Annotated in this window: 16 protein-coding genes; 8 read left to right on the forward strand and 8 right to left on the reverse strand. The window is 47.5% G+C overall.

Going from position 1 to position 20,655, the window contains the following annotated elements; translation table 11 throughout:
• Positions 1–27: 27 nt before the first annotated feature.
• A complete protein-coding gene (locus ACQY6Y_RS08440; RefSeq protein WP_428379898.1) occupies positions 28–969 on the reverse strand; it encodes a polysaccharide deacetylase family protein in 942 nt (313 codons plus the stop codon).
• Between the two features lie 165 nt (positions 970–1,134).
• On the opposite strand from ACQY6Y_RS08440, the gene ACQY6Y_RS08445 reads away from it, so the two are divergent.
• From ACQY6Y_RS08445 to ACQY6Y_RS08460, 4 genes are all read left to right on the forward strand, one after another.
• Positions 1,135–2,775, forward strand: coding sequence for a class I adenylate-forming enzyme family protein (locus tag ACQY6Y_RS08445; protein ID WP_428379899.1), 1,641 nt, complete (start codon positions 1,135–1,137; stop codon positions 2,773–2,775).
• Positions 2,776–2,814: 39 nt separating this feature from the next.
• Positions 2,815–4,584: a thiamine pyrophosphate-dependent enzyme gene (locus ACQY6Y_RS08450; protein WP_428379966.1), complete on the forward strand. Its 1,770-nt coding sequence runs from the start codon at positions 2,815–2,817 to the stop codon at positions 4,582–4,584.
• Positions 4,585–4,586: 2 nt separating this feature from the next.
• Positions 4,587–5,171, forward strand: coding sequence for an indolepyruvate oxidoreductase subunit beta (locus tag ACQY6Y_RS08455; RefSeq protein WP_428379900.1), 585 nt, complete (start codon positions 4,587–4,589; stop codon positions 5,169–5,171).
• 70 nt (positions 5,172–5,241) lie between these two features.
• Positions 5,242–5,733, forward strand: a complete 492-nt coding sequence (locus ACQY6Y_RS08460; protein ID WP_428379901.1) for an N-acetyltransferase family protein — start codon at positions 5,242–5,244, stop codon at positions 5,731–5,733.
• An 89-nt stretch (positions 5,734–5,822) separates the two neighbouring features.
• Here the strand turns inward: ACQY6Y_RS08460 and ACQY6Y_RS08465 are convergent, their stop codons facing one another.
• The 6 genes from ACQY6Y_RS08465 to ACQY6Y_RS08490 form a co-directional block, all read right to left on the reverse strand.
• The gene (locus ACQY6Y_RS08465) at positions 5,823–6,980 is read right to left on the reverse strand and encodes a 3-phosphoglycerate dehydrogenase family protein (protein ID WP_428379902.1); all 1,158 of its coding nucleotides are present in this window, start codon (positions 6,978–6,980) and stop codon (positions 5,823–5,825) included.
• Positions 6,981–7,018: 38 nt separating this feature from the next.
• A complete protein-coding gene (gene serC, locus ACQY6Y_RS08470) occupies positions 7,019–8,104 on the reverse strand; it encodes a 3-phosphoserine/phosphohydroxythreonine transaminase (RefSeq protein ID WP_428379903.1) in 1,086 nt (361 codons plus the stop codon).
• Between the two features lie 171 nt (positions 8,105–8,275).
• The gene (locus ACQY6Y_RS08475) at positions 8,276–9,427 is read right to left on the reverse strand and encodes an NAD(P)-dependent malic enzyme (protein WP_428379904.1); all 1,152 of its coding nucleotides are present in this window, start codon (positions 9,425–9,427) and stop codon (positions 8,276–8,278) included.
• Positions 9,427–10,818 (reverse strand): class II fumarate hydratase, encoded by a 1,392-nt coding sequence (fumC, locus tag ACQY6Y_RS08480; RefSeq protein ID WP_428379905.1) that lies wholly within the window; start codon positions 10,816–10,818, stop codon positions 9,427–9,429. The genes ACQY6Y_RS08475 and fumC overlap by 1 nt, the downstream gene beginning before the upstream one ends.
• Positions 10,819–10,829: 11 nt before the next feature.
• Entirely contained in the window at positions 10,830–11,411 is a 582-nt protein-coding gene (locus ACQY6Y_RS08485; RefSeq protein WP_428379906.1) for a hypothetical protein, read from the reverse strand.
• A 37-nt stretch (positions 11,412–11,448) separates the two neighbouring features.
• Positions 11,449–12,549, reverse strand: coding sequence for a nucleoid-associated protein (locus tag ACQY6Y_RS08490; RefSeq protein ID WP_428379907.1), 1,101 nt, complete (start codon positions 12,547–12,549; stop codon positions 11,449–11,451).
• Positions 12,550–12,869: 320 nt separating this feature from the next.
• Between ACQY6Y_RS08490 and ACQY6Y_RS08495 the strand changes: the two genes are divergently transcribed.
• The 4 genes from ACQY6Y_RS08495 to ACQY6Y_RS08510 all read left to right on the forward strand — a co-directional run bounded on the left by ACQY6Y_RS08495 (position 12,870) and on the right by ACQY6Y_RS08510 (position 19,186).
• Positions 12,870–13,727 (forward strand): ABC transporter substrate-binding protein, encoded by an 858-nt coding sequence (locus ACQY6Y_RS08495; RefSeq protein WP_428379908.1) that lies wholly within the window; start codon positions 12,870–12,872, stop codon positions 13,725–13,727.
• A 163-nt stretch (positions 13,728–13,890) separates the two neighbouring features.
• Positions 13,891–16,110: an LTA synthase family protein gene (locus ACQY6Y_RS08500; protein ID WP_428379909.1), complete on the forward strand. Its 2,220-nt coding sequence runs from the start codon at positions 13,891–13,893 to the stop codon at positions 16,108–16,110.
• 13 nt (positions 16,111–16,123) lie between these two features.
• The gene (locus ACQY6Y_RS08505) at positions 16,124–18,352 is read left to right on the forward strand and encodes an LTA synthase family protein (protein ID WP_428379967.1); all 2,229 of its coding nucleotides are present in this window, start codon (positions 16,124–16,126) and stop codon (positions 18,350–18,352) included.
• Between the two features lie 39 nt (positions 18,353–18,391).
• Positions 18,392–19,186, forward strand: coding sequence for a YaaA family protein (locus ACQY6Y_RS08510; RefSeq protein WP_428379910.1), 795 nt, complete (start codon positions 18,392–18,394; stop codon positions 19,184–19,186).
• A gap of 48 nt (positions 19,187–19,234) precedes the next feature.
• Here ACQY6Y_RS08510 and ACQY6Y_RS08515 read toward each other — a convergent pair whose 3' ends face one another.
• Entirely contained in the window at positions 19,235–20,353 is a 1,119-nt protein-coding gene (locus tag ACQY6Y_RS08515; protein WP_428378537.1) for an IS1249 family transposase, read from the reverse strand.
• Positions 20,354–20,655: the final 302 nt, after the last annotated feature.

The raw sequence follows: 20,655 nt of genomic DNA on the forward strand, positions 1-20,655 counted from the left end.
TGTGTTCTATATCTTTACCGATATACCCTAATTATTTACATTGTGATGATCAACCATAGATTCACGCGTCAGTGCTTCAAGCGTATATCCCTGACCTTGGAAATATTCGATAATGCTAGGAAGTGCCTCTACGGTTGAAGTTTTAGCTGAAGCATCATGAGCCAGAAATACAAGATTTTCCTCTGAAAACTGCTGAGACTCCGCAATGGCCTCTTCTGTTGTAACGGTTGCGCCATCGCCACAATCGCTATTCCAGTCCCAATACTGGTATCCACGATCCTGAACAGCCTGAGCAAGCGTTGTCATAATGCCTGAACAATAATTTGCCGAAATTGTATTTGAAGACCCGCCAGGGAAACGTATAAATAGTGGCACATAACCGATGTACTCACTTACCACTTGTCCAATTTTATCGAGGTCTTCAAAGTACGTTTCTTCAGATGTATAAATCGAATAGTCGTGCGAATACGAGTGGAGACCCACGGTATGGCCGCGTTCATACTCTTCTGCAATAAGCGGCAGATAATCGGGGAATTGGTTTGTCACAAAAAACGTTGCTTTAGCTCCGTATGTATCCAATATGGAAAGAATGTCTTCGGTATTAGCTGAAGGACCATCATCAAAGGTGAGATAAAGCGTCTTTTTGCCGTTGCTCTCATAGTTCCAATCCGTACGAGAAGGATCGACAGCAAACTCTTTATCACGTGGATCGGGTGGCTCAATAACATCTGACACATCAGGAATACCTGGCATGGAGTCAGCAACTCCAGAAACCATAGGTGTAAGAATCCCGGATTTTGTCACAGCTATACCAGCTGCTGTTAATGCAACAACACCAGCACCGGCAAGCGCTGCACGGCGCGTAAGAGCACGCTTTCGTATCTGTAAACGTTTGTGATAGGCTCCTGGAGTAGCTCGTGAATAAGCTGCATAGCCATTAGCAGGACCATACATGGACCGCTTTTTCATATTTACTCTTTCAATCCGTTCCAAATACTCTTTAGTTTCACAGGTTAACAAACCTGTTCTACCCTATGCTCAACAAAGATAGAGCAAATTCGCCCTTCATCCAAACAGAGAAGCATTATTTCAAGGAAAGCTTTATTCTCTTTATGGAGAGCACAAGGAGGATCAATGCCCATTCCCGATATGCTGCGAGCAAATGCTCGTTTATACCCCAATGAGAGCGCTCTTGTTGAGGTTAACCCTGAAGTACGCGAAAGACGCAACCTTACCTGGAGGGATTACGATCTTATCGAAAGCACTTCAACGTGCGCTTATCGCCGTGAAATAACATGGGAAGTCTTTGATGAAAAGGCGAATCGCTTTGCCAATCTTTTGATCTCTCGAGGAGTTGGTAAAGGTGATAAGGTCGCTATCTTGTTGATGAATGGAATCGAGTGGATTCCAATCTATTTTGGCATTCTTAAGAGTGGTGCAGTTGTTGTACCACTTAATTTTCGTTATACCGCTGCCGAAATTGAATTCTGTCTCAACGAGGCAGATGTGGATGTTCTTGTTTTTGGTCCAGAATTCACCGGCAGAATTGAAAATATAGAGCCTGCCGTGAGCCGCGGTCGTCTTCTGCTCTATGTTGGTGAAGATTGCCCTACGTTTGCAGAAAATTATCACCTTCTCACCGCTCTGTGTGCAAGCACTGACCCGCACATTCCTTTGAGCGAAGATGAAGATGCAGCTATTTACTTTTCAAGTGGTACGACAGGCTTCCCTAAGGCGATTTTGCATGCCCATCGTTCGCTTACGCAGGCTGCTGAAATGGAGCAGCATCACCACAGTCAAACACATGAAGATGTCTTTCTCTGCATTCCGCCGCTCTATCACACAGGTGCCTTTATGCACTGGTTGGGAAGCCTCTTTGTTGGCGGCAAGGCAGTGCTGTTGCGCGGCGTAAAACCTCAAACAATCCTCAGCACTATATCCGACGAAAAATGTACGATTGTTTGGCTGCTGGTGCCCTGGGCACAAGATGTATTGCTTGCAATTGAAAATAAAGATGTTGATCTGGCAGATTACCAACTGAGCCAGTGGCGTCTCATGCACATAGGCGCACAACCTGTTCCTAAAAGTCTCGTTCGCCGTTGGATGCACATCTTTCCTCATCACCAATACGACACCAATTATGGCCTTTCGGAATCAACGGGGCCTGGCTGCGTCCATTTGGGTGTCGATAATATCGACCATGTTGGCGCCATCGGTATCCCCGGCTGGCATTGGAAGGTTCGCATCGTAGATGAAAATGGGAAAGATGTTGAGGAAGGCACAGTTGGAGAACTTGCAGTAAACGGGCCGGGCGTCATGCGTTGTTACTACAACAACCCAGAGGCAACGGCTGAGGTTCTTCATGATGGATGGCTCTTTACGGGCGACATGGCCCGTCGCGATGAAGATGGATTTATCTGGCTTGTCGACCGTAAGAAAGACGTCATTATTTCAGGCGGAGAAAACCTCTATCCTGTTCAGATCGAAGACTATCTTGCAGCGCATCCTGCAATTAAAGATGTTGCAGTCATTGGTGTACCCGACAATCGCCTTGGTGAGATTGCTTGTGCCATTATTGAACCTAAACCTGAATCTGAAAACACACTTACTGAGGAAGAGATCAACGAATTTTGTCAGGGTCTACCGAGATACAAGCGTCCGCGCCGCATAATTTTTGCTCCTGTACCTCGCAACCCGACTGGCAAAATCGAAAAACCTGCACTGCGAGCAAAATATGGAGCTATCGGTCTCGTGGACAGAGAGAATCAAGCCTAGAACTTACTTGAGGTCTTTAAGGGAGGAGATAACGTGGATATGGAGCTGCTTTCCGGCAACGAAGCCATAGCGGAAGGCGTATGGGAAGCTGGGTGTTCTATTGGAGTGGGATATCCAGGTACGCCATCTACCGAAACGCTTGAAGCACTTGTTCATCACAATGAAGTGCATTGTGAATGGGCACCAAATGAAAAGGTTGCCCTTGAAGTTGGCATAGGCGCCGCCATTGGTGGCGTACGCGCTCTTGTAACGATGAAACATGTCGGTGTTAATGTAGCCGCCGATCCACTCATGTCGGTCTGTAATACAGGCGTAAATGGAGGCCTTGTTATTCTTGCTGCCGACGATCCCTCCTGCTATTCCTCTCAAAATGAGCAGGACTCTCGTTTCTACGCTGATTTTGCTCGCATTCCTTGCTTGGAGCCTTCCGATTCTCAGGAAGCATATGAACTTGCACGTCAGTCATTCGATCTTTCTGAGCGCTTCGATGTACCCGTAATGCTTCATGAGACTATGCGTATTGCTCACACGCGTACAGTTACACGATGCGAAGGTGTCCGCCATGCAGCTGATCCTCGCGCTTTCGAAAATGACATCAAAAAGTATGTCATGATGCCCGCCAATGCAGTTACACGCCGTTCAGTTGCAGATGAGCGCACTGATAAGCTCATTGAGTTTGCCGAGACAACCGATCTCAACCAAGAAGAGATGCGCGATACCTCCGTTGGTATTATCTGTGCTGGCGCTGTCTATCAACATGTCCGCGAAGCACTTCCCCAGGCCTCTACCTTAAAGCTTGGACTGACCTGGCCTTTACCACCCGAGCGCATTCGCGCTTTTGCTCAAAAAGTTGATGCGTGTTATGTCGTTGAGGAAGCTAGCGAGTATCTCGCCCTTCGGGTACGCGCCATGGGCGTTAAACTGTCTGAGCCTCCAGCACATCCTCTCCCCCGAGGCGGCGAACTTAAACCCTCTGTTATTCGCTCTGCCTTTGGAGAAGAAGCGCTTCCTTCTGCTCCCGTTGAGCAGGATTTGCCCCCTCGCCCACCTGCATTTTGCCCTGGCTGCCCCCATCGTCTGGTCTTCTGTGAGCTACGTCGCATGAAGGCCATCGTTATGGGCGACATTGGCTGCTATACCCTTGGTGCTGTCGCTCCTTATGGTGCTGAGCACGCCGTTATTGATATGGGTGCTTCACTCTCCATGGCTCATGGCATGGAGCTTGCCGGCACACCTGAACGCGAGGGCCGTCCTGTTGTGGGAGTAATTGGCGATTCAACCTTTGCTCATTCAGGCATAACAAGCCTGCTTGGAACTGTCTATAACGGTGGAACAGGTACCCTCTGCATCTTGGACAACCGCACCACTGCTATGACTGGTACACAAGGCAATCCCGTTAATGGCGTAACACTGAGCGATTCCACACGCGGTAAAAGCGCACTGGACAATCCCTCTGGGGTCGCTCTTAACCTGGAAGCTCTTTGCCGCGCGATGGGTATTTCTGATGTTGCCACCGTGGATGCACAGGATCTCAAAGCTGTACGGTCTGCCCTCAAAGAAGCCACAAGCCATCCCGAACGCCTGAGTGTCATCGTATTTAAGGCGCCTTGTCGTCTCATTGATCGCTCTACTGAAAAGCCTCCGACCATTCACGATTGTCGTGCCTGTGGCGCATGTATCCAAATTGGATGTCCCGCCCTCGGACGCGATGCGGAAGGACACGCAACCATTGATCCGACTATGTGCGTAGGCTGTGACCAGTGTATTCAATCATGCCCATTTGGCTGCATTCAGAAGGACGGTGAGTAATCATGACCGATTCCTCTACTCGTACTATCCTCTTGGTAGGCGTGGGCGGACAAGGAACCATTCTTGCGGGTAATCTGCTTGCAATGGCAGCAACTGAATCTGGTCTCGACGTTAAAGTCTCAGAAATCCACGGTATGTCACAACGAGGTGGTTCTGTTTCAACCGTCATTCGTATGGGAGAACATGTCTCTACCATGGTCTGCGATCCAGGAATGGCCGATGTGATTGTTGCATTTGAAGCTGTAGAGGCACTACGAGCTCATCATTACCTCGCAGAAGGTGGCAGGCTATTTGTTAATGATGAACAAATTACTCCAGTATCAGTAAACATCGGTTCGTTCTCAATGCCCGATAATGTTGAGAAACGACTTGAAGCAATGAATGCCACCCTTATCAATGCTGGCAAAATTGCCCGCGATCTCGGTTCGCCTCGCTCAACGAATGTCGTACTTGTTGGCGCTCTCTCCACTGCTTTACCCTTCCCTCTAGACGTCTGGGAAGATGCAATCAAACGTCGCGTTCCACCTAAAACTATCGAGGCAAACTTGGCAGCATTCCATGCAGGCCGCGAGGCAGCACAAGCCTAAGCTGTTTTACATACATTCTTAAGCGGATAAGCACGGATCTTATCCGCTTTTTTCTTAAAGGAGATCCGATATGAATCCTCAAACTATGAACATTCGTCGAGCTATTCCAGAGGATCTTCCTGGCATTGACAAGCTTTTATCTCAGGTAAACGCAGTTCATCATGAGGGAAGACCGGACCTGTTTAATCTTGGTCGTAAATACACCGATTCCGAGTTGCTTGACATACTTGCTGATGACACGCGGCCTATTTTTGTTGCTGTAGATAATAATGGTGCTGAAGGCGAGATTATGGGCTACGCCTTCTGTGTTTATCAGCAAATTATTGGCGATAATATTCGCACTGATATTCGCACGCTCTATATAGACGACCTCTGTGTGGATGAAGATTTGCGCGGAAGTGGTGTTGGGACGGCTCTTTATAACTATGTGATCAACTTTGCTCGTGAACAGGGCTTCTATAACGTTACGCTTAATGTTTGGAGCTGCAATCCTTCAGCTCAAGCATTTTATGAAGCACGCGGTCTTACTCCATACCGCATTGGAATGGAACAAATTTTATAAAGGTCGGTTTAAAGGTGAGCTTTACAAGAAACCCCTCTCACCCTTACGAGTGAGAGGGGTTTCTCTGTTAAGCGAATTTCTACAGGCTCTTATACGCGGGCAATAGTTCGTACACGCATAACATCAGGAAGCTGTGCCACTTTTTCAACAACCGTGTTGGCAGCCTCAGGAGTACCAGAAACCTCAATAAGCGTATACGCATAAGCGCCACGGCTCTTATTGGACATATTTTCAATGTTGAGATCAGAGTCAGCAACACATTGCGTAATCTTACCGAGCATACCTTGGGCGTTATGGTGAAATACAGCAATGCGACCATCGGCTGCAATGGGTCCAAGATCGACTGCACCAAAGTTTACTGAGTGAACAATATTGCCGTTCTCAAGATAATCTTTGAGCTCGTTTACTGCCATAATGGCGCAATTATCCTCTGCCTCTCCTGTGGAAGCGCCGAGGTGTGGAGTCACAATCGCATTGCGCATATTCGTTGAAGCTGGATTAGCAAAGTCTGTGACATAGCGCGCAATATGCCCATCATCTAAGGCCTCTGCCATTGCCTGCTCATCAACAAGAACATCGCGTGCCAAATTAAGCACCACCGCACCGCGTTTCATGAGTGCAATTTCGTCGGCACCAATCATGCCTTTAGTATCGGCGGTTGCAGGCACGTGAATCGTAATAAAATCAGCGTTGCTATAGAGCTCGTTTACATCGGTAACATGCTTAATATTCCGGTCCAGACTCCATGCCGCATTGATAGAAAGATATGGATCATAACCCAGAACACGCATACCCAATGAAAGAGCTGCATTGGCAACGGCAGCTCCAATAGCACCTAAGCCGATAACACCCAATGTCTTTCCAGCAAGCTCACAACCAGCGAACTGCTTCTTTGCCTTTTCTGCCTTCTTGCCAACTTCAGGATCGTCAGAATTAGCACGCACCCAATCGATACCGCCAATAATATCTCGACAAGCAAGCAGCATTCCGCAAAGCACGAGCTCCTTTACCGCATTTGCATTTGCTCCAGGAGTGTTAAACACCACAATTCCCGACTCAGCACAGCGATCCAGCGGGATATTATTTACACCGGCACCTGCGCGTGCAATAGCAAGCAATTCTTTCGGTAGCTCAATATCATGCAGACGAGCGCTACGCACAAGGATTGCGTTTGCGTCTGCAAGTTCGCTGGTGAACTCGTATCGATCTCCAAGGCGATTAGTACCAACCTTGGATATGTTATTCATGCAATGGACCTTAAACATATCAGTCCTTCCCAGGTGCACTAAGCACGCCCATTCTCAAGCTCAAACTTTTTCATAAACGAAACGAGTGCTTCTACGCCAGCAACTGGCATAGCGTTGTAGATGGATGCACGCATACCGCCAACCGTACGATGACCCTTAAGGTTTACAAGGCCGGCTTGCTCAGCTTCGGCAACAAAATTTGCATCGAGTTCCTTGTCGCCGGTAACAAACGGTACGTTCATGAGTGAACGATCGCTTGGCACTACGGTTGATGAGAAGAGCTCAGACTCATCAAGGAAGTTGTAAAGCAGTGAGGCCTTGTGCTCATTCACTGCACGCATCTGATCAAGGCCACCACGCTCTTTGAGCCACTTGAATACCAAGCCACACACATAAATGCCCCAGCAGTTGGGGGTGTTATACAGTGAGTTTGCATCAATTTGCGTCTTGAAGCGCAACATCGTGGGCACACCAGGCAGATCCTCAGGCACCAAATCATGACGAACAATCACAATCTGCACGCCGGCAGGACCGACGTTTTTCTGCACGCCGGCATGGATAAGTCCATAGCGAGTAACGTCAACTGGTTCAGAGAGAAACATAGAACTCTGATCCGCTACGAGTGTATGGCCCTTCGTATTGGGGAGCTCAGGATACTTAGTTCCGTAAATAGTGTTGTTCTCACATATATAGACGTAACTTGTATCTTCACGAATAGGCAGATCTGAACAATCAGGAATGTAGCTAAAGTTCTTATCTGCAGAACTTGCAATTTCTGCTGCATCGCCGAGAATCTGAGCCTCTTTAAATGCTTTTTTAGCCCAGTTTCCCGTAAGAATATAATCCGCCTTGCCATTGCGAGCGAGATTCATAAAGACTGATGCAAACAGGAGTGAATCGCCGCCCTGAACAAAGATAACATCGTAATTCTCTGGAATGTTCAAAAGCTCGCGTAGATCTGCTTCTGCCTGCTCAATAATGCCACGAAAAACGGACGATCGGTGACTCATCTCCATGACGGACATACCACAGCCGTGGAAATCCATCATCTCGTCTGCCGCCTTCCTGAGAACTTCCTCTGGAAGGACAGCTGGACCAGCGGAGAAGTTATAAACCCTTGGCATCGTCCTGCCTCCTTGTTCGTGCGGACGCGATTGGCCAATCGCGTATGGCGTGCGGGCGCACACCATTGCATGCGATATTAGTCCTATTGAAGAGCTGGTTTGTATCCCACAGGTTAATCTCAGTCTACTTTTGAAATACAAACCGCTCTCTGAGGCATCTTTCCCTCAACTTTATGCACGCTTGCTTACCGCATCAGCCACAACTTGTGCAACCGTCTTATCGAGCGCCGAAGGAATAATGTAATCGGCACTTAACTCGTCATCCGTTACCAAGCTTGCAATTGCCTGTGCTGCCGCAATTTCCATATCTTCTGTAATTTGTCCGGCTCGTGCTGCCAGAGCACCCTTAAAGATACCCGGGAAGACAAGCACGTTATTGATTTGATTCGGAAAATCTGAACGGCCAGTTGCAATTACTGCAGCACCTCCAGCACGAGCCTCATCAGGCATAATTTCAGGTGTTGGATTTGCCATAGCAAAGATGATGGAATCATCGGCCATTGATGCAACCATCTCACGGGTTACTAGCCCCGGTTGAGAGACGCCCAAAAAGACATCGGCACCTTTCATGACGTCGGCAAGAGTTCCTGTGCGATGCTCACGGTTGGTTATTTTTGCCACTTGCTCTTTATACGGGTTGAGACCTTCACGACCTTCAACAATAGCGCCCTTACGGTCGCATACCACCACATCGCCAAAACCCATGTGCGTCAGAAGTGTTGCAATTGCGAGACCCGCTGCTCCTGCGCCTGACATAACAATGCGCATGGAACCCATTTCACGACCAGTTAGTTTTGCTGCATTGATAAGCCCTGCTGCAGTGACAATAGCTGTTCCATGCTGGTCGTCATGAAAGACTGGGACATCACACAGCTCACGCAAGCGCTTCTCAATCTCAAAGCAACGAGGGGCGGCTATATCTTCAAGGTTGATACCACCGAAACTCTTTGAGATGAGATAGACCGTCCGAACAAATTCATCTACATCATGCGTATCAACACAAAGTGGGAATGCATCTACATCACCAAACTCTTTGAAGAGAAGGCACTTTCCCTCCATGACAGGCATTCCAGCAGCAGGACCAATATCTCCAAGGCCCAAAACTGCAGTTCCATCGGTAATGACTGCAACGAGATTACCGCGACGCGTAAGATCCCAAGAACGTTTATAGTCCCGCTGAATGGCACGGCAGGGCTCTGCTACACCAGGGGTATATAGAATGGCAAGATCATCGGCTGTTTCTGCCTCTGCACGAGAAATAACTTCAATCTTGCCATGGAGCTGCTCATGAAGCTCCATGCTCCTTGCACTTGTGTTGTCCATTAGACCATCTCCTCTGGCGTAAAGATCTCATCAAATTGCTCTGCAGAAAGATATCCAAGCGCCACGCAAGCTTCACGGAGGCTTTCATTGCGAGCGTATGCACGTTTAGCAACTTCTGCAGCGTGCTCATAGCCAATATAGGGATTTAAACACGTAACGAGCATGAGTGAGTTGTTGAGGTTGTCTTTCATGCGTGAACGGTTTGCTTCAATGCCTTTGACACAACGATCTTCAAATGACTTCACAACATCGGTTAGCAAACGAACTGATTGACAGAAGTTATATGCAATAACCGGCATAAAGACATTGAGCTCAAAGTTTCCTTGGCTTGCAGCAAAACCAATAGCAGCATCATTGCCCATTACCTGAACAGACACCATGGTTACTGCTTCGCACTGAGTAGGATTTACCTTTCCCGGCATAATTGAACTGCCTGGCTCATTAGCCGGAATAGTAATTTCACCTAAGCCAAGACGGGGACCTGATGCAAGCCAGCGAATATCGTTTGCGATTTTCATCATATTTGCCGCAGCAGCTTTTACAGCTCCATGAGCAAAAACGAGAGCATCTTTCCCGGTGAGTGCAGCAAATTTATTAGGATCAGAGCAAAATGCTTTACCGGTTAGCTCTGCTACCTCCCGGGCAGCCGCCTCAGCAAACCCTTTCGGAGCATTGAGGCCTGTTCCTACCGCAGTACCTCCTAAAGCTAGGCGCATAACATTTGGCATAGCAGCTTCAAGTTCTGCTATTGCGTTCTCAATAAGACCGCGCCAACCAGCTATTTCTTGAGAAAAAGCTATAGGTACAGCATCTTGTAAATGCGTGCGACCACTTTTTATGATGCCTTCATTCTTCTTCTCAAGTGTATGCAAGGTTGTTACAAAATCTGTAAGTGCAGGTATAAGCTGATCGCTCACCATACATGCGGCTGCAATGTGCAGAGCCGTAGGAAACGTATCGTTTGAAGACTGAGAGCGATTAACCGTATCGTTGGGATGTAATAATTCTTTGCCTGCAGCACGATTACCAATATGAGCAATCACTTCATTTACATTCATATTGGTTTGGGTACCAGAGCCTGTTTGCCACACTTTCAGTGGGAACTGATCATCATATGCACCGGCGAGAATATCGTCACAAGCTTGTTCAATAGCCAATGCCTGCTCAGAAGTAATACATCCAAGTTGACAATTTGCTCGTGCAGCAGCTTTTTTGAGAATGGCAAAAGCCTGGATGATTTCAGGTGGCATAGTCTCAGACCCGATGGGGAAATTTTCATAAGAACGCTGCGTCTGTGCCCCCCAGAGTGCTTTTGCAGGCACCTGTACTTCGCCCATAGAATCATGCTCAATACGAACATCGCTGTCTTGTACAAAACGACTCTGCTGCACCTTTATCTCCTTTACGCTTGCTTCCAGCGGTTTCGAATAACGTCGTTAACAAAATCTCGAACTTTCTCAGAAATCTGAGAATCACGTAAACTCGCGTGGAGCACTGCCATACCTTCAGGAGCATCTGATGCTTGTTCTGGGGCATCTAACACAATAATGCCACGATACTTTGCTTGATTGCGATTAGCCTCTGTGAGAGCTGCTTCAGCAGAAAGACCGCACCCGCAAAGGAATAATTCCGCTTTGTCGCAGAAAGGTTCACTCAGCATGAGATCAGCTGCGCAAGCAAGGTCATCTGCAGCAGTTTTGACCGTAGCTTCACTGCCATCAGCCATCTGATCGCTTTTTACACTGTCTCCGCCACCGCGTAAATCAATTGCATAACTGACAATACGGGAAGAAGCTAACGTATCTGTAACAACTTTAAGCTGCGTATTATCAGCATGGATATCATGGGCACACACTACAACTGGAAACTCAAATCCCTGTCTGAAGTCTTCACCTTCCACAGGTAGATTGAGCACGCCAAACACTTTGCTTTTATCAGCATGCAAGCTCCACATATAGTGCTCGTGATACTTTGCTTCGCTCATGCTTCTCCTCTCGCAATATAAATCACCAAAGTATTTCTCAGCGATTCTCAATACGCCCAATATTCTTGAGTTCGATTGTTATTTTGCCGGTTTCATCTTTTCCAAATTCAATATAGTCCGATGAAGCGGCATATTCTGAAGGAAAACTCACTTCAATGCCTGTATCCGTTCGTATACGGTGTTTCTTTGCCAGGCGTGTAGCCACACCTTTGCGCACGCTCACACGAGCTGGCAGTTCGTCGGTATACGCACGCTCCTCTAAGCGTTGTTCATATCGCTCGACCATTGCAGGGTTATCCTGGAACACTTCTCGACCCACCTCGGCCGGTGTCACATCATCCGCAGCTGACGCCCTATCGATGACATATGATTTTGCGCGTGAAACCGCCACGGCACTCTCGATACCATATTCTTCGGCGACATCAGCCACCAGTTTCTCCACCGCTTCAATAACTTCTCTTCCCGAAGCTTCTGTCGAACAGCTCAAGAAACCCTCGGGCACCAGCAACATGCGTCTTCCAGCAATTGAGCGCTCAACATCATGGAACGCAATATCGAGCGTCTCGCCATCAATAACAGCATAGGTATCGATCTTTTGTGTTGGATTTGGAAGCGCTGAGTCGTGACGAACAATATCGTTGTAGGCAAGACCTTGTTCAGAACGTACATCATGTACAAACGTCTGCCGACGTGGAAGGAGCAATACGGCAAATGCTCGACGCGCTAAGCTCTCTTCATCATCCTCTATTGTTTCTCCTGCTGTTTGAGGAACCTCGTCATTTTGCTGTTCTGTCTGACGTCCAGCAGCATCAGTATCCTCAAAATCAGCAATGAGAAGATCACACTGACCAGCATCTTCGCTCATACGAAGCTGTTCATAAAAATAGCGGGCGATGTCTGCTGCAAAGTCGAGAAAACCACGAGATCCGCTTAAGTATCGGGTAAATTCTGGAGCAAAAGCAGAGGTATTGGCAAAAACTCCATGACGACTCTCAGCGTTCCCTGATACTTTTCGAAGCAGTCGCGTGACGTAGCTCTTTGTTTGGCGAACAGAAAGATCGAGTTCCCGTTCTGATAAATCGCACTCTCCCACCTCAAAATCAAAGGCATGAAGTACCGCGTGGGAGATTTTTATCATGGTCGCCTCCTTGGGCAGCGCAACGTTATTTTGTTCGAAAATCTATCCTATCCCAAGTGCGCATTTTTTCTCTTAATGTATGCCGACACTTTGATGATCTCCCAACAATTCCATCAACAACAGGAAATATCACGTTTACCTTATGCATAAGTAATTGGTATAAAATGTATATATTCGTCTGATTTTATGCATCTAATATTTTGATTTCGAAAATTTTTATATATTTTTTTCATTTTTACGTATAATAGCTAAACACGCGCAGCAGCTTTTATACCAACGTATGCATATCTGCGTGCACCATTATTAAGAGGGGGTCACTCATGAAAAATATTCACGCCACCATGACACGTCGTAACTTCATTCATTTCTCTGGATTTGCTGGAGCGGGAATTGCCACACTCGGAATCTTAAGCGGCTGTTCAAATTCCTCAGACAATACAGCTGCCTCCGGTGACTCATATACCCTTGTTGAAGATGGCAAACTTACTGCTATTGGAGACTGGTCATTCCCACCACTTGAATCTATGGATGAGAACACGGGTGAAGTACAAGGCTTTGACATCGACTTACTTAAGGCAGTTGCAGAGAAGATGGGCCTCGAGGCAAACTTTCTTCCCACACAAAAGTTCGATACCCTTGTTCCCACTATTACTCAGGGAGGCAGGGCTGATGTAGCCATTTCTGGCATCACCATCACAGACGAGCGTCTTGAGCAGATTGACTTTACTGATGCTTACCTCAGTTCAAACCAGGGTCTTGTCGTAAAAATTGGCAGTCAGTTCGACGGATTGGATGAAAAAGCCCTGATCGATGCCCTCAATACTCCAGAAAACCAAGTATCAGCACAGTCTGGAACGACGGGTGGGGACTGGATTCAAGAGAATCTTCCCAACTGCACCTATGTACCACTCGACGATCCTATTCAGTCAATGACTGGTGTTTCCTCAGGCCTTTATAGTGCTTGCGTTTCTGATTTGCCTGTTGTTTCCAACCTTTGCAATGAGTCTTACACCGACCTCACGGTCGCCCTTCAAATTCCCACAGGCGAGGAATACGGCATTGTTGTCTCTAAAGACAACCCTCAACTCACAGCAGCCATCAATGAGGCATTAAAAGAACTCGAAGAAGATGGCACGATGGATGAGCTTCAAACAAAATGGTTTGGTCAGACCATCTAATTACTACATAAGACACACTACTTGTTTATTACTTGCCATCCCTTCCAGCAGAGGGGATGGCAATTTTTGTGTACAAACTTACAAATTCGTTTGTCGTTTCACCTTACAGAACCTTTACCATTACAGAGTAATAACAAATTTAATGAAGGCGATTAGGTCATACATGGATACAACTGTCCCCATTATTGGCATTGTCTTTCTTTTGCTTGGGTTCTGTGGCAGGCAAATTTGGCGTGCAAAAAAGCATGATCCCATGCACTGGGAAGAAACGCCTTGGATCTTCCCCTCACTAGCGTTGCTCATTTTTCTCTTTTTTTGGAGACAAGCTGGCCTTATAGACTCTTCTGAAAGACATTATCTTTTTCTTAATGCTGGTATTACGCTCTGCGGTTTTGCTGCTTTGGGAAGGCTATTTCTCCTCAATCTTTTTGATCGACTCGCTACTTTTATTCGCGGGCAAGTCCTCCCAACCTGTACAGGAGCACATGCAAAAGATGCTTCGGAAGGAAAAACAAGTAAGCTCTCATGGAGTTATATCGCACGCAGCTGCTGCAGCTACAGCCTAGGAGGTCTCCTTCATGCTGTTATGCTCGTAGCAGTAACCTGTCTTTCTATTTTTGCGCTAGAAACTCCCTTTAATCCGGCTTTTCCTACTGATATTCCTCAGAAATTTGTGGTGTTGGAATTTTGTCTCATCTTCGGAGTATGTATTGCTCTTTACTTCCTTGGGCAGCGTAGAGGACTGCTCGTTGCTCTTGTGCCGATTCTGTCTCTCTTTGCGGGTGTTGCACTTGGCTTTGTATATAGCTTCAGAGCAACAGTCATAACACCTGTGGATCTCTTTGCTTTAGGAACCGCAGCGGATGTTGCTGGAAATTTCTCTTACGTTTTGTCAGACCCGTATTTGTATGCTATTGCAGCAGGCATCAGCGCCGTCACACTATGTGCTCTTCTCTTTCCAGTTAAACCCTATATTTGCAAGAAAATGCCTGTCCGAGCAGCTGCCAACACGGTTGTTGGACTTGTATGTACTTGCCTCTTAATTGGCTTGGTTGCAACGTATGATTTTCGCTCGTTTGGTATCACAATTGATGCATGGAATACAACAAGCTCGTACCTGTCTCAAGGCTCGCTCGTCTCTTTTATCACTGAAGCACAAAATATGAATGTAGAAGCACCTGAGGGTTATACGAAAGGTGCCGCACAATCTCTGCTCAACACATACGCCAACACTTTTGATAACAGCCTGGGTACCTCTTCCACACGCCTTGCAGCTGAAGCTCAATTTGCTCAACAACAGCCTGATATTGTGGTAGTGATGGACGAGACATTCTCTGATCTTTCCATCTATAACGGCCTTGCCTGCAACTATCCAGGGCCAACCTTCTTTAAGTATGGTATGCCCACCTCCTTGGCGTCAGGAAGCCTGTCGGTTTCTGTACTTGGCGGAGGCACGTGCAATACAGAATTTGAGATGCTTACAGGCCTTCCGCTGGCTTATGTGGGTGGGTCTAACTATCCTTACGCAATGTATGACCTCAAGGGAACGCCAAATCTGGCCAGTCAGCTCGCCGCTGAAGGTTATGACACAACCGCAATCCATGCCTTACTCGGTACGAACTGGAATCGAGATACGGTATATGAAAACTTTGGGTTTGAGAGATTTATTACTATTGATGACTTTGAGAACGCCCCCTATTTTCATAACTTTGTATCAGACAGAGCGACATTTGATAAAACACTTGAAGTGCTGCGCGAAGGAGACGGCCCTCAATTTGTTTTGAACATCACTATTCAAAATCATTCGGGTTATACCACGGGATCCATCCCAGAAGATCGTCTGACTGATTATCATCCAAATGGATATGACGATGGCACACTCAATAGTGAGCTCAATGAATATTTGTCATGCATACAGGCATCTGATGAAGATCTTGCCTATTTTGTAGACGAACTTTCAAAGCTCGACCGTCCCGTCGTGCTTGTCTACTTCGGAGATCATCAACCGAGTTTAGGATCAGCCTATAACGATCTTATTTGCCAAGAAGATGCGGGGACCCTTGCGCACCAGCAGCGCGCCTTCCAGACGGTTTATACCATCTGGACAAACTACGAAGTACCACGCGAAAGCGCTACGACCATCAATCGTCCGAGCTCACCATCTTTTCTCTCTGCTCAGATGTTATATGCCATTGGAGCTCCGCTTACCGATTATCAAAAAGCTCAGCTCGTTATCTCGCAAGAAGCGCCTTGCCTCAATTCTTTTGGCATACAAGACATTGCAGGCACATGGTACCCCTTAAACGATACGAACTCTCCTCTTGCGCAGATAAACCGCGATTACTCCTATATGGCCTATTACACCTTCGAATCGAGAAAATAATAACTCCGTGAGTATGTTAGCTGTCGCCCCTTTTGTTGGCCTCCTTATACTTGTTGGCCTTACGTTGTTTATGCAGCGCAAGGCTTCACTGATTGACTCATCAGCCAGTACATCCTTAATCAAACAATCACTCAAAGGCTTACAGCCTGTTGCACTACCATTTGCAGCCCTTATCTGTTTGCTGTGCCTTTGCGCAGCTCAGCTCATTTCTGTTTCGTTTTTTGAGCTGCTTCTCATCTCTTTTGGCATTTGTGGTATAGGCATTGCACAGCTCAAGCTTCCAAACTTTCTCACACAGCTCATTAATGCACCTTATGCATCGTCAATACGCAGCAATAAAAATGTCATTTTTATTCGCTGCACCTGCATACGCATTCTTTTGATCGCTTCAATTGTGGGGTGCTGTTTTTTAACGCTTGAAACTCCCTATCGGACAGAACCGATGGAGATTTTCGAACCGTATCTCTATATTCAGACAACCATGATTGCACTGGCTGTTCTCACTGCTTACTTTGTGGGACAACAACGAGGCGTTGGACCCCGCATCTGTGTGTGGATTTTTGCCTGCATTGGCCTTGCCCAATATTTTGTGTGGCAGTTCAAAGGTACAACGATTCTTCCTACTGACCTTTTTGCTCTGGGAACTGCCGCAGCTGTAGCAGGTGGCTATACCTATGTTTTTAATACATCAGCGCTTATCGGCATTGTTTGGGCACTTATAGGAAATCTTCTCTGCACTGCACTTGCAGAGGTACGGAGAACACTTCTTCACGCATCAGAGAGGCCTACCGTTTCCAAGTTCCCACGTGCTGTTCATATACTTGCACACACATCATGTGCCCTCTTATGTTTTATCTCACTTTTCTTACTTTGCAGCATTCCAAATTACACCGCTATGACGGGCGAAGGAATCAATTATTTTTATCCCATATGGACCTATCAGCATTACGGTTCAATGCTGTCATTTGTGATGGGCGTTCAGGATCTTTCACTGACAGAACCCGCGAATTATTCCTCATCAGCAGCCCAAACGCTGCTCACTTCGTACGCAGAAACCTACGACAAAACTCACGGCAGTAACACATCACGACAAGCCGCAGTTGAGCAATTTGCAGGCGAAGCACCCAGCATAGTCGTAGTGATGGATGAGTCCTTCGCGGATTTATCTATCTATGAAGGAATGCATGCAGGATATGAGGGCCCACACTATTTCAAAACCGAACTAGCTCCCAGCTCTGTGGCAAGTGGATCACTCTCAGTAAGTGTACTTGGTGGAGGCACGTGTAATACTGAATTTGAATTCCTTACGGGTATTTCTATGGCTTATCTTGGCGCTGGAAAATACCCCTATGCAATTTATGATCTTTCAGAGACAAACGCCCTTCCAAAACAGCTCTCAAGTATGGGCTATGAAACAACTGCTATACATCCCAATCTTGCCAGCAATTGGAATAGAGACGACATATACGAGCAAATAGGTTTTGACACGTTCTATTCCGTAGAAAGCTTTTCAGATGCTCCAACTCTGCACAACGGTGTAACCAATCGTGCCACCTATGACAAAGTGATTGAGGTACTGAACAGCAGCGAAACGCCTCAATTTATTTTCGATGTAACTATGCAGGGGCACTCAAATTATGATGTGGGAAATATTCCCGATAACCTGAAACTCAATTACAAGCCAGAAGGCATTTCGGATACAGATAGTATCGATCAGCTCAATGAATATCTTTCGTGTGTACAAGCCTCCGATGAAGATCTTCAGTATTTGGTAGAAGAGCTCTCAAAGCTTGATAAGCCTGTCGTGCTTGTCTACTTTGGTGATCATCAACCCAAACTCTCTGCCACTTATAACGATCTCTGGTTTAGTGATGAGAGTGACGAACTTCATGCTCAGAGGACACATCAGAGCATCTACGCCATTTGGACAAATTACACACTGCCCGGACAAACAGATTCATCCTCCACTGGCTCAGAAGACAAAGCTTTCTCATCAGCACAGTATCCAATAAGTCCGAATTATTTAGCAGCATATATGCTTGAATCCATTGGAGCCCCTCTGAGTGACTATCAGAAGGCACAGTTGGTGATGAAAGAAACAATTCCTGCCATAAATGCCTTTGGCATAATGGATAGCAATGGAAACTGGCATTCGCTTGATACGACAGAAATGTCTCTTGCCACCACATTTCAAGATTTGTCTTGGCTTACTTGGCTAGAATTTACCAGTAAGGTTGCATAAAGCGATTAAATCAGTCATCTCTTGTGATAAAGGCATGCCATGTTGCAAATAATTATTTCTCCTGCCAAACAAATGCAGGTAGAGGAAGCAATACCAGTCAAAGGTATTCCTCCCTTTCCAGAGAAGACAAACCGTCTTTATGAGGCTCTTATCGCGCTCGAAAAAACTGACGGGAAAACAGCGCTTAAAACACTCTGGAAGGTTAGCGACAAGCTATTAGAACAGTGTTTGGATCTTCTTCACGAATTCATTCCTGTTGCTAGTAAAAAGATGCTAGAAGATGCCTCAATTTCGCCGCACGTCTCTGCCGCTCTTTTTACTTACAAAGGAATTCAATTTCAGAGTATGGCGCCTCAAGTAATGGATGCAGAATCGCTATCCTGGCTTCAAGACCATCTTTGGATTCTTTCTGGTCTCTATGGATGTGTACGACCTTTCCAAGCAGTAGAACCCTATCGCCTTGAAATGGGTGCGCCACTATCAGTCGATGGAACTCGTAATCTCTATGAGTTTTGGGGTGATATGCTTGCACAGAAAATTCAGAAGGATTGCTCCGAAGTTATTAATCTGGCAAGTGTTGAATATGCAAAGTCAGTCCTCCCCTCTTTAGACAGCACTACCACCTGCGTTACATGCCTATTTGCTGAAGTATTGAAGAACGGCCGACCTATTCAACGCGCCACTGCAAGTAAAATTGCACGCGGATCTATGGTGCGTTGGATGGCAGAAAATCGTGTGAACTCCTTTGAGGAGTTAAAGGCTTTTGATTTAGGCTACACATACCGGCCAGAGCTTTCCCAAGCTACTAATCTTGTCTTTTTGCGTACAGAATAAGAAGCGTCTATTTTTGCCTTATAGGCTTATAGGACAAAAAGTGTGCTGTCAGTCTAGCCAGAACGGGTACGGGTCCTTGTGGTGCAGCTCCTCCCACACGGCTCGATCACCCCATTCTGGACCCCCATCCTCTCTCTTGGGTGATAGCGAGTAGGTCCTATAGAGGAAGTCGATATCGTCGTCAGTTGGCATGGAGCGGATAAGCTCTCTTGCCGGTCTTGGGCTCTCGGTGTGCATGTAGCACCACCAGAAGACCGCCTTGACCCGACGCATGAGTGACAGCCCGCGGTGGTTGCGCAGGACATCCCTGAGTTGTGAGTTGACGCCGCCCTCGATCGGGTTGTTGGTACGCGGCAGTGGACCCTCTGCGGTCAGGGTCGGATCAAGGTAGGTAAAGAGCGTTCCTTGGGAGACGAGTCTCGAGAGTGATGAGCGGGCCTTTCTGAGCCTCTCGTGTGTGAATACGCGTCTCCCGTCGATGAAGGAGACATCCTCGAGGAAGTCGGCCCAGAACCCGCACCACTGAAGATAGCGCTCGACCCACCAATCGGCCTGCCGAAGGGTGTCCAGATGCATGAGCTCGATGGAAAGCGCGTAGAGCTCTCTGCCGGCCTGGAGCCTTGGCCTCGTCGTCGTGTACCTCCTCACCTGCGAGAACGCATGGAACAGGCACCTCTGGACTCTCGTGCGCGGCCATGTCCGGCGGACCGCCGAAGCGAACCCTGTTCCTCCATCGCACACCACCACGTCCGGAGCCGGGATGGGCGCCATGAGCGCCTCCCAGGCCCTTGAGGTTTCCGACTCGGCCATGTACCACGAAACCACATGCTCCCCGTCGTAGGCTATCAGCACGACGAGGTTCCGGTCGAGCCAGATGCCGTCGAGGAAGAGCACCCTGTGGACCTCACCGGTCGGCTCGGGCATGGGCCACACCCGCCAGAATCCGGAGGTCTTCCTCCTGAACGTGCGCCCCTGACCGGGCATGTCTGCCTGCCTCGCCTTTGAGAGCAGCCACGCCAGAAACTCTTCGAGCCAGGCGGCACTGTCGTCGTACGAGACGGTCCTCGATGCCCCGCAGGACTCGCAGCGCCATCTCTGCGCGCCCGCCGTGGTCCTTCCGTTCCTGCGCATCGCCGCTCCACAGCACGGGCACTTCACCCTTTTCATCGAGCCCTCCCGTCCGAGAGATTTAACAGCTCGATTTTCCGGCTCCTACCTGCGACGGCACCGATTCGGACAGCACACTTTCTGTCCGAGTGCTAAAAGGGGTGAGCAAGATTTAAGGGTATGGGAAACGGCCGCCCACCTGCGTAGACGACCGTTTCGACAGCACACTTTTTGTCCTATAAGCCGCCTTATAAGCCTTATCCGGGCTTTTTAGTGACATAAAAGAAGCGGGCAGCCCTCTTAGGAACTGCCCGCTCGTGAGGTTAACCTTTATGAGCCCTTTGGACTCTCCTCCTTAGTAA

This window comes from Olsenella sp. Marseille-QA0557, assembly GCF_965119725.1.
Lineage (GTDB): Bacteria > Actinomycetota > Coriobacteriia > Coriobacteriales > Atopobiaceae > Coprovicinus > Coprovicinus avistercoris.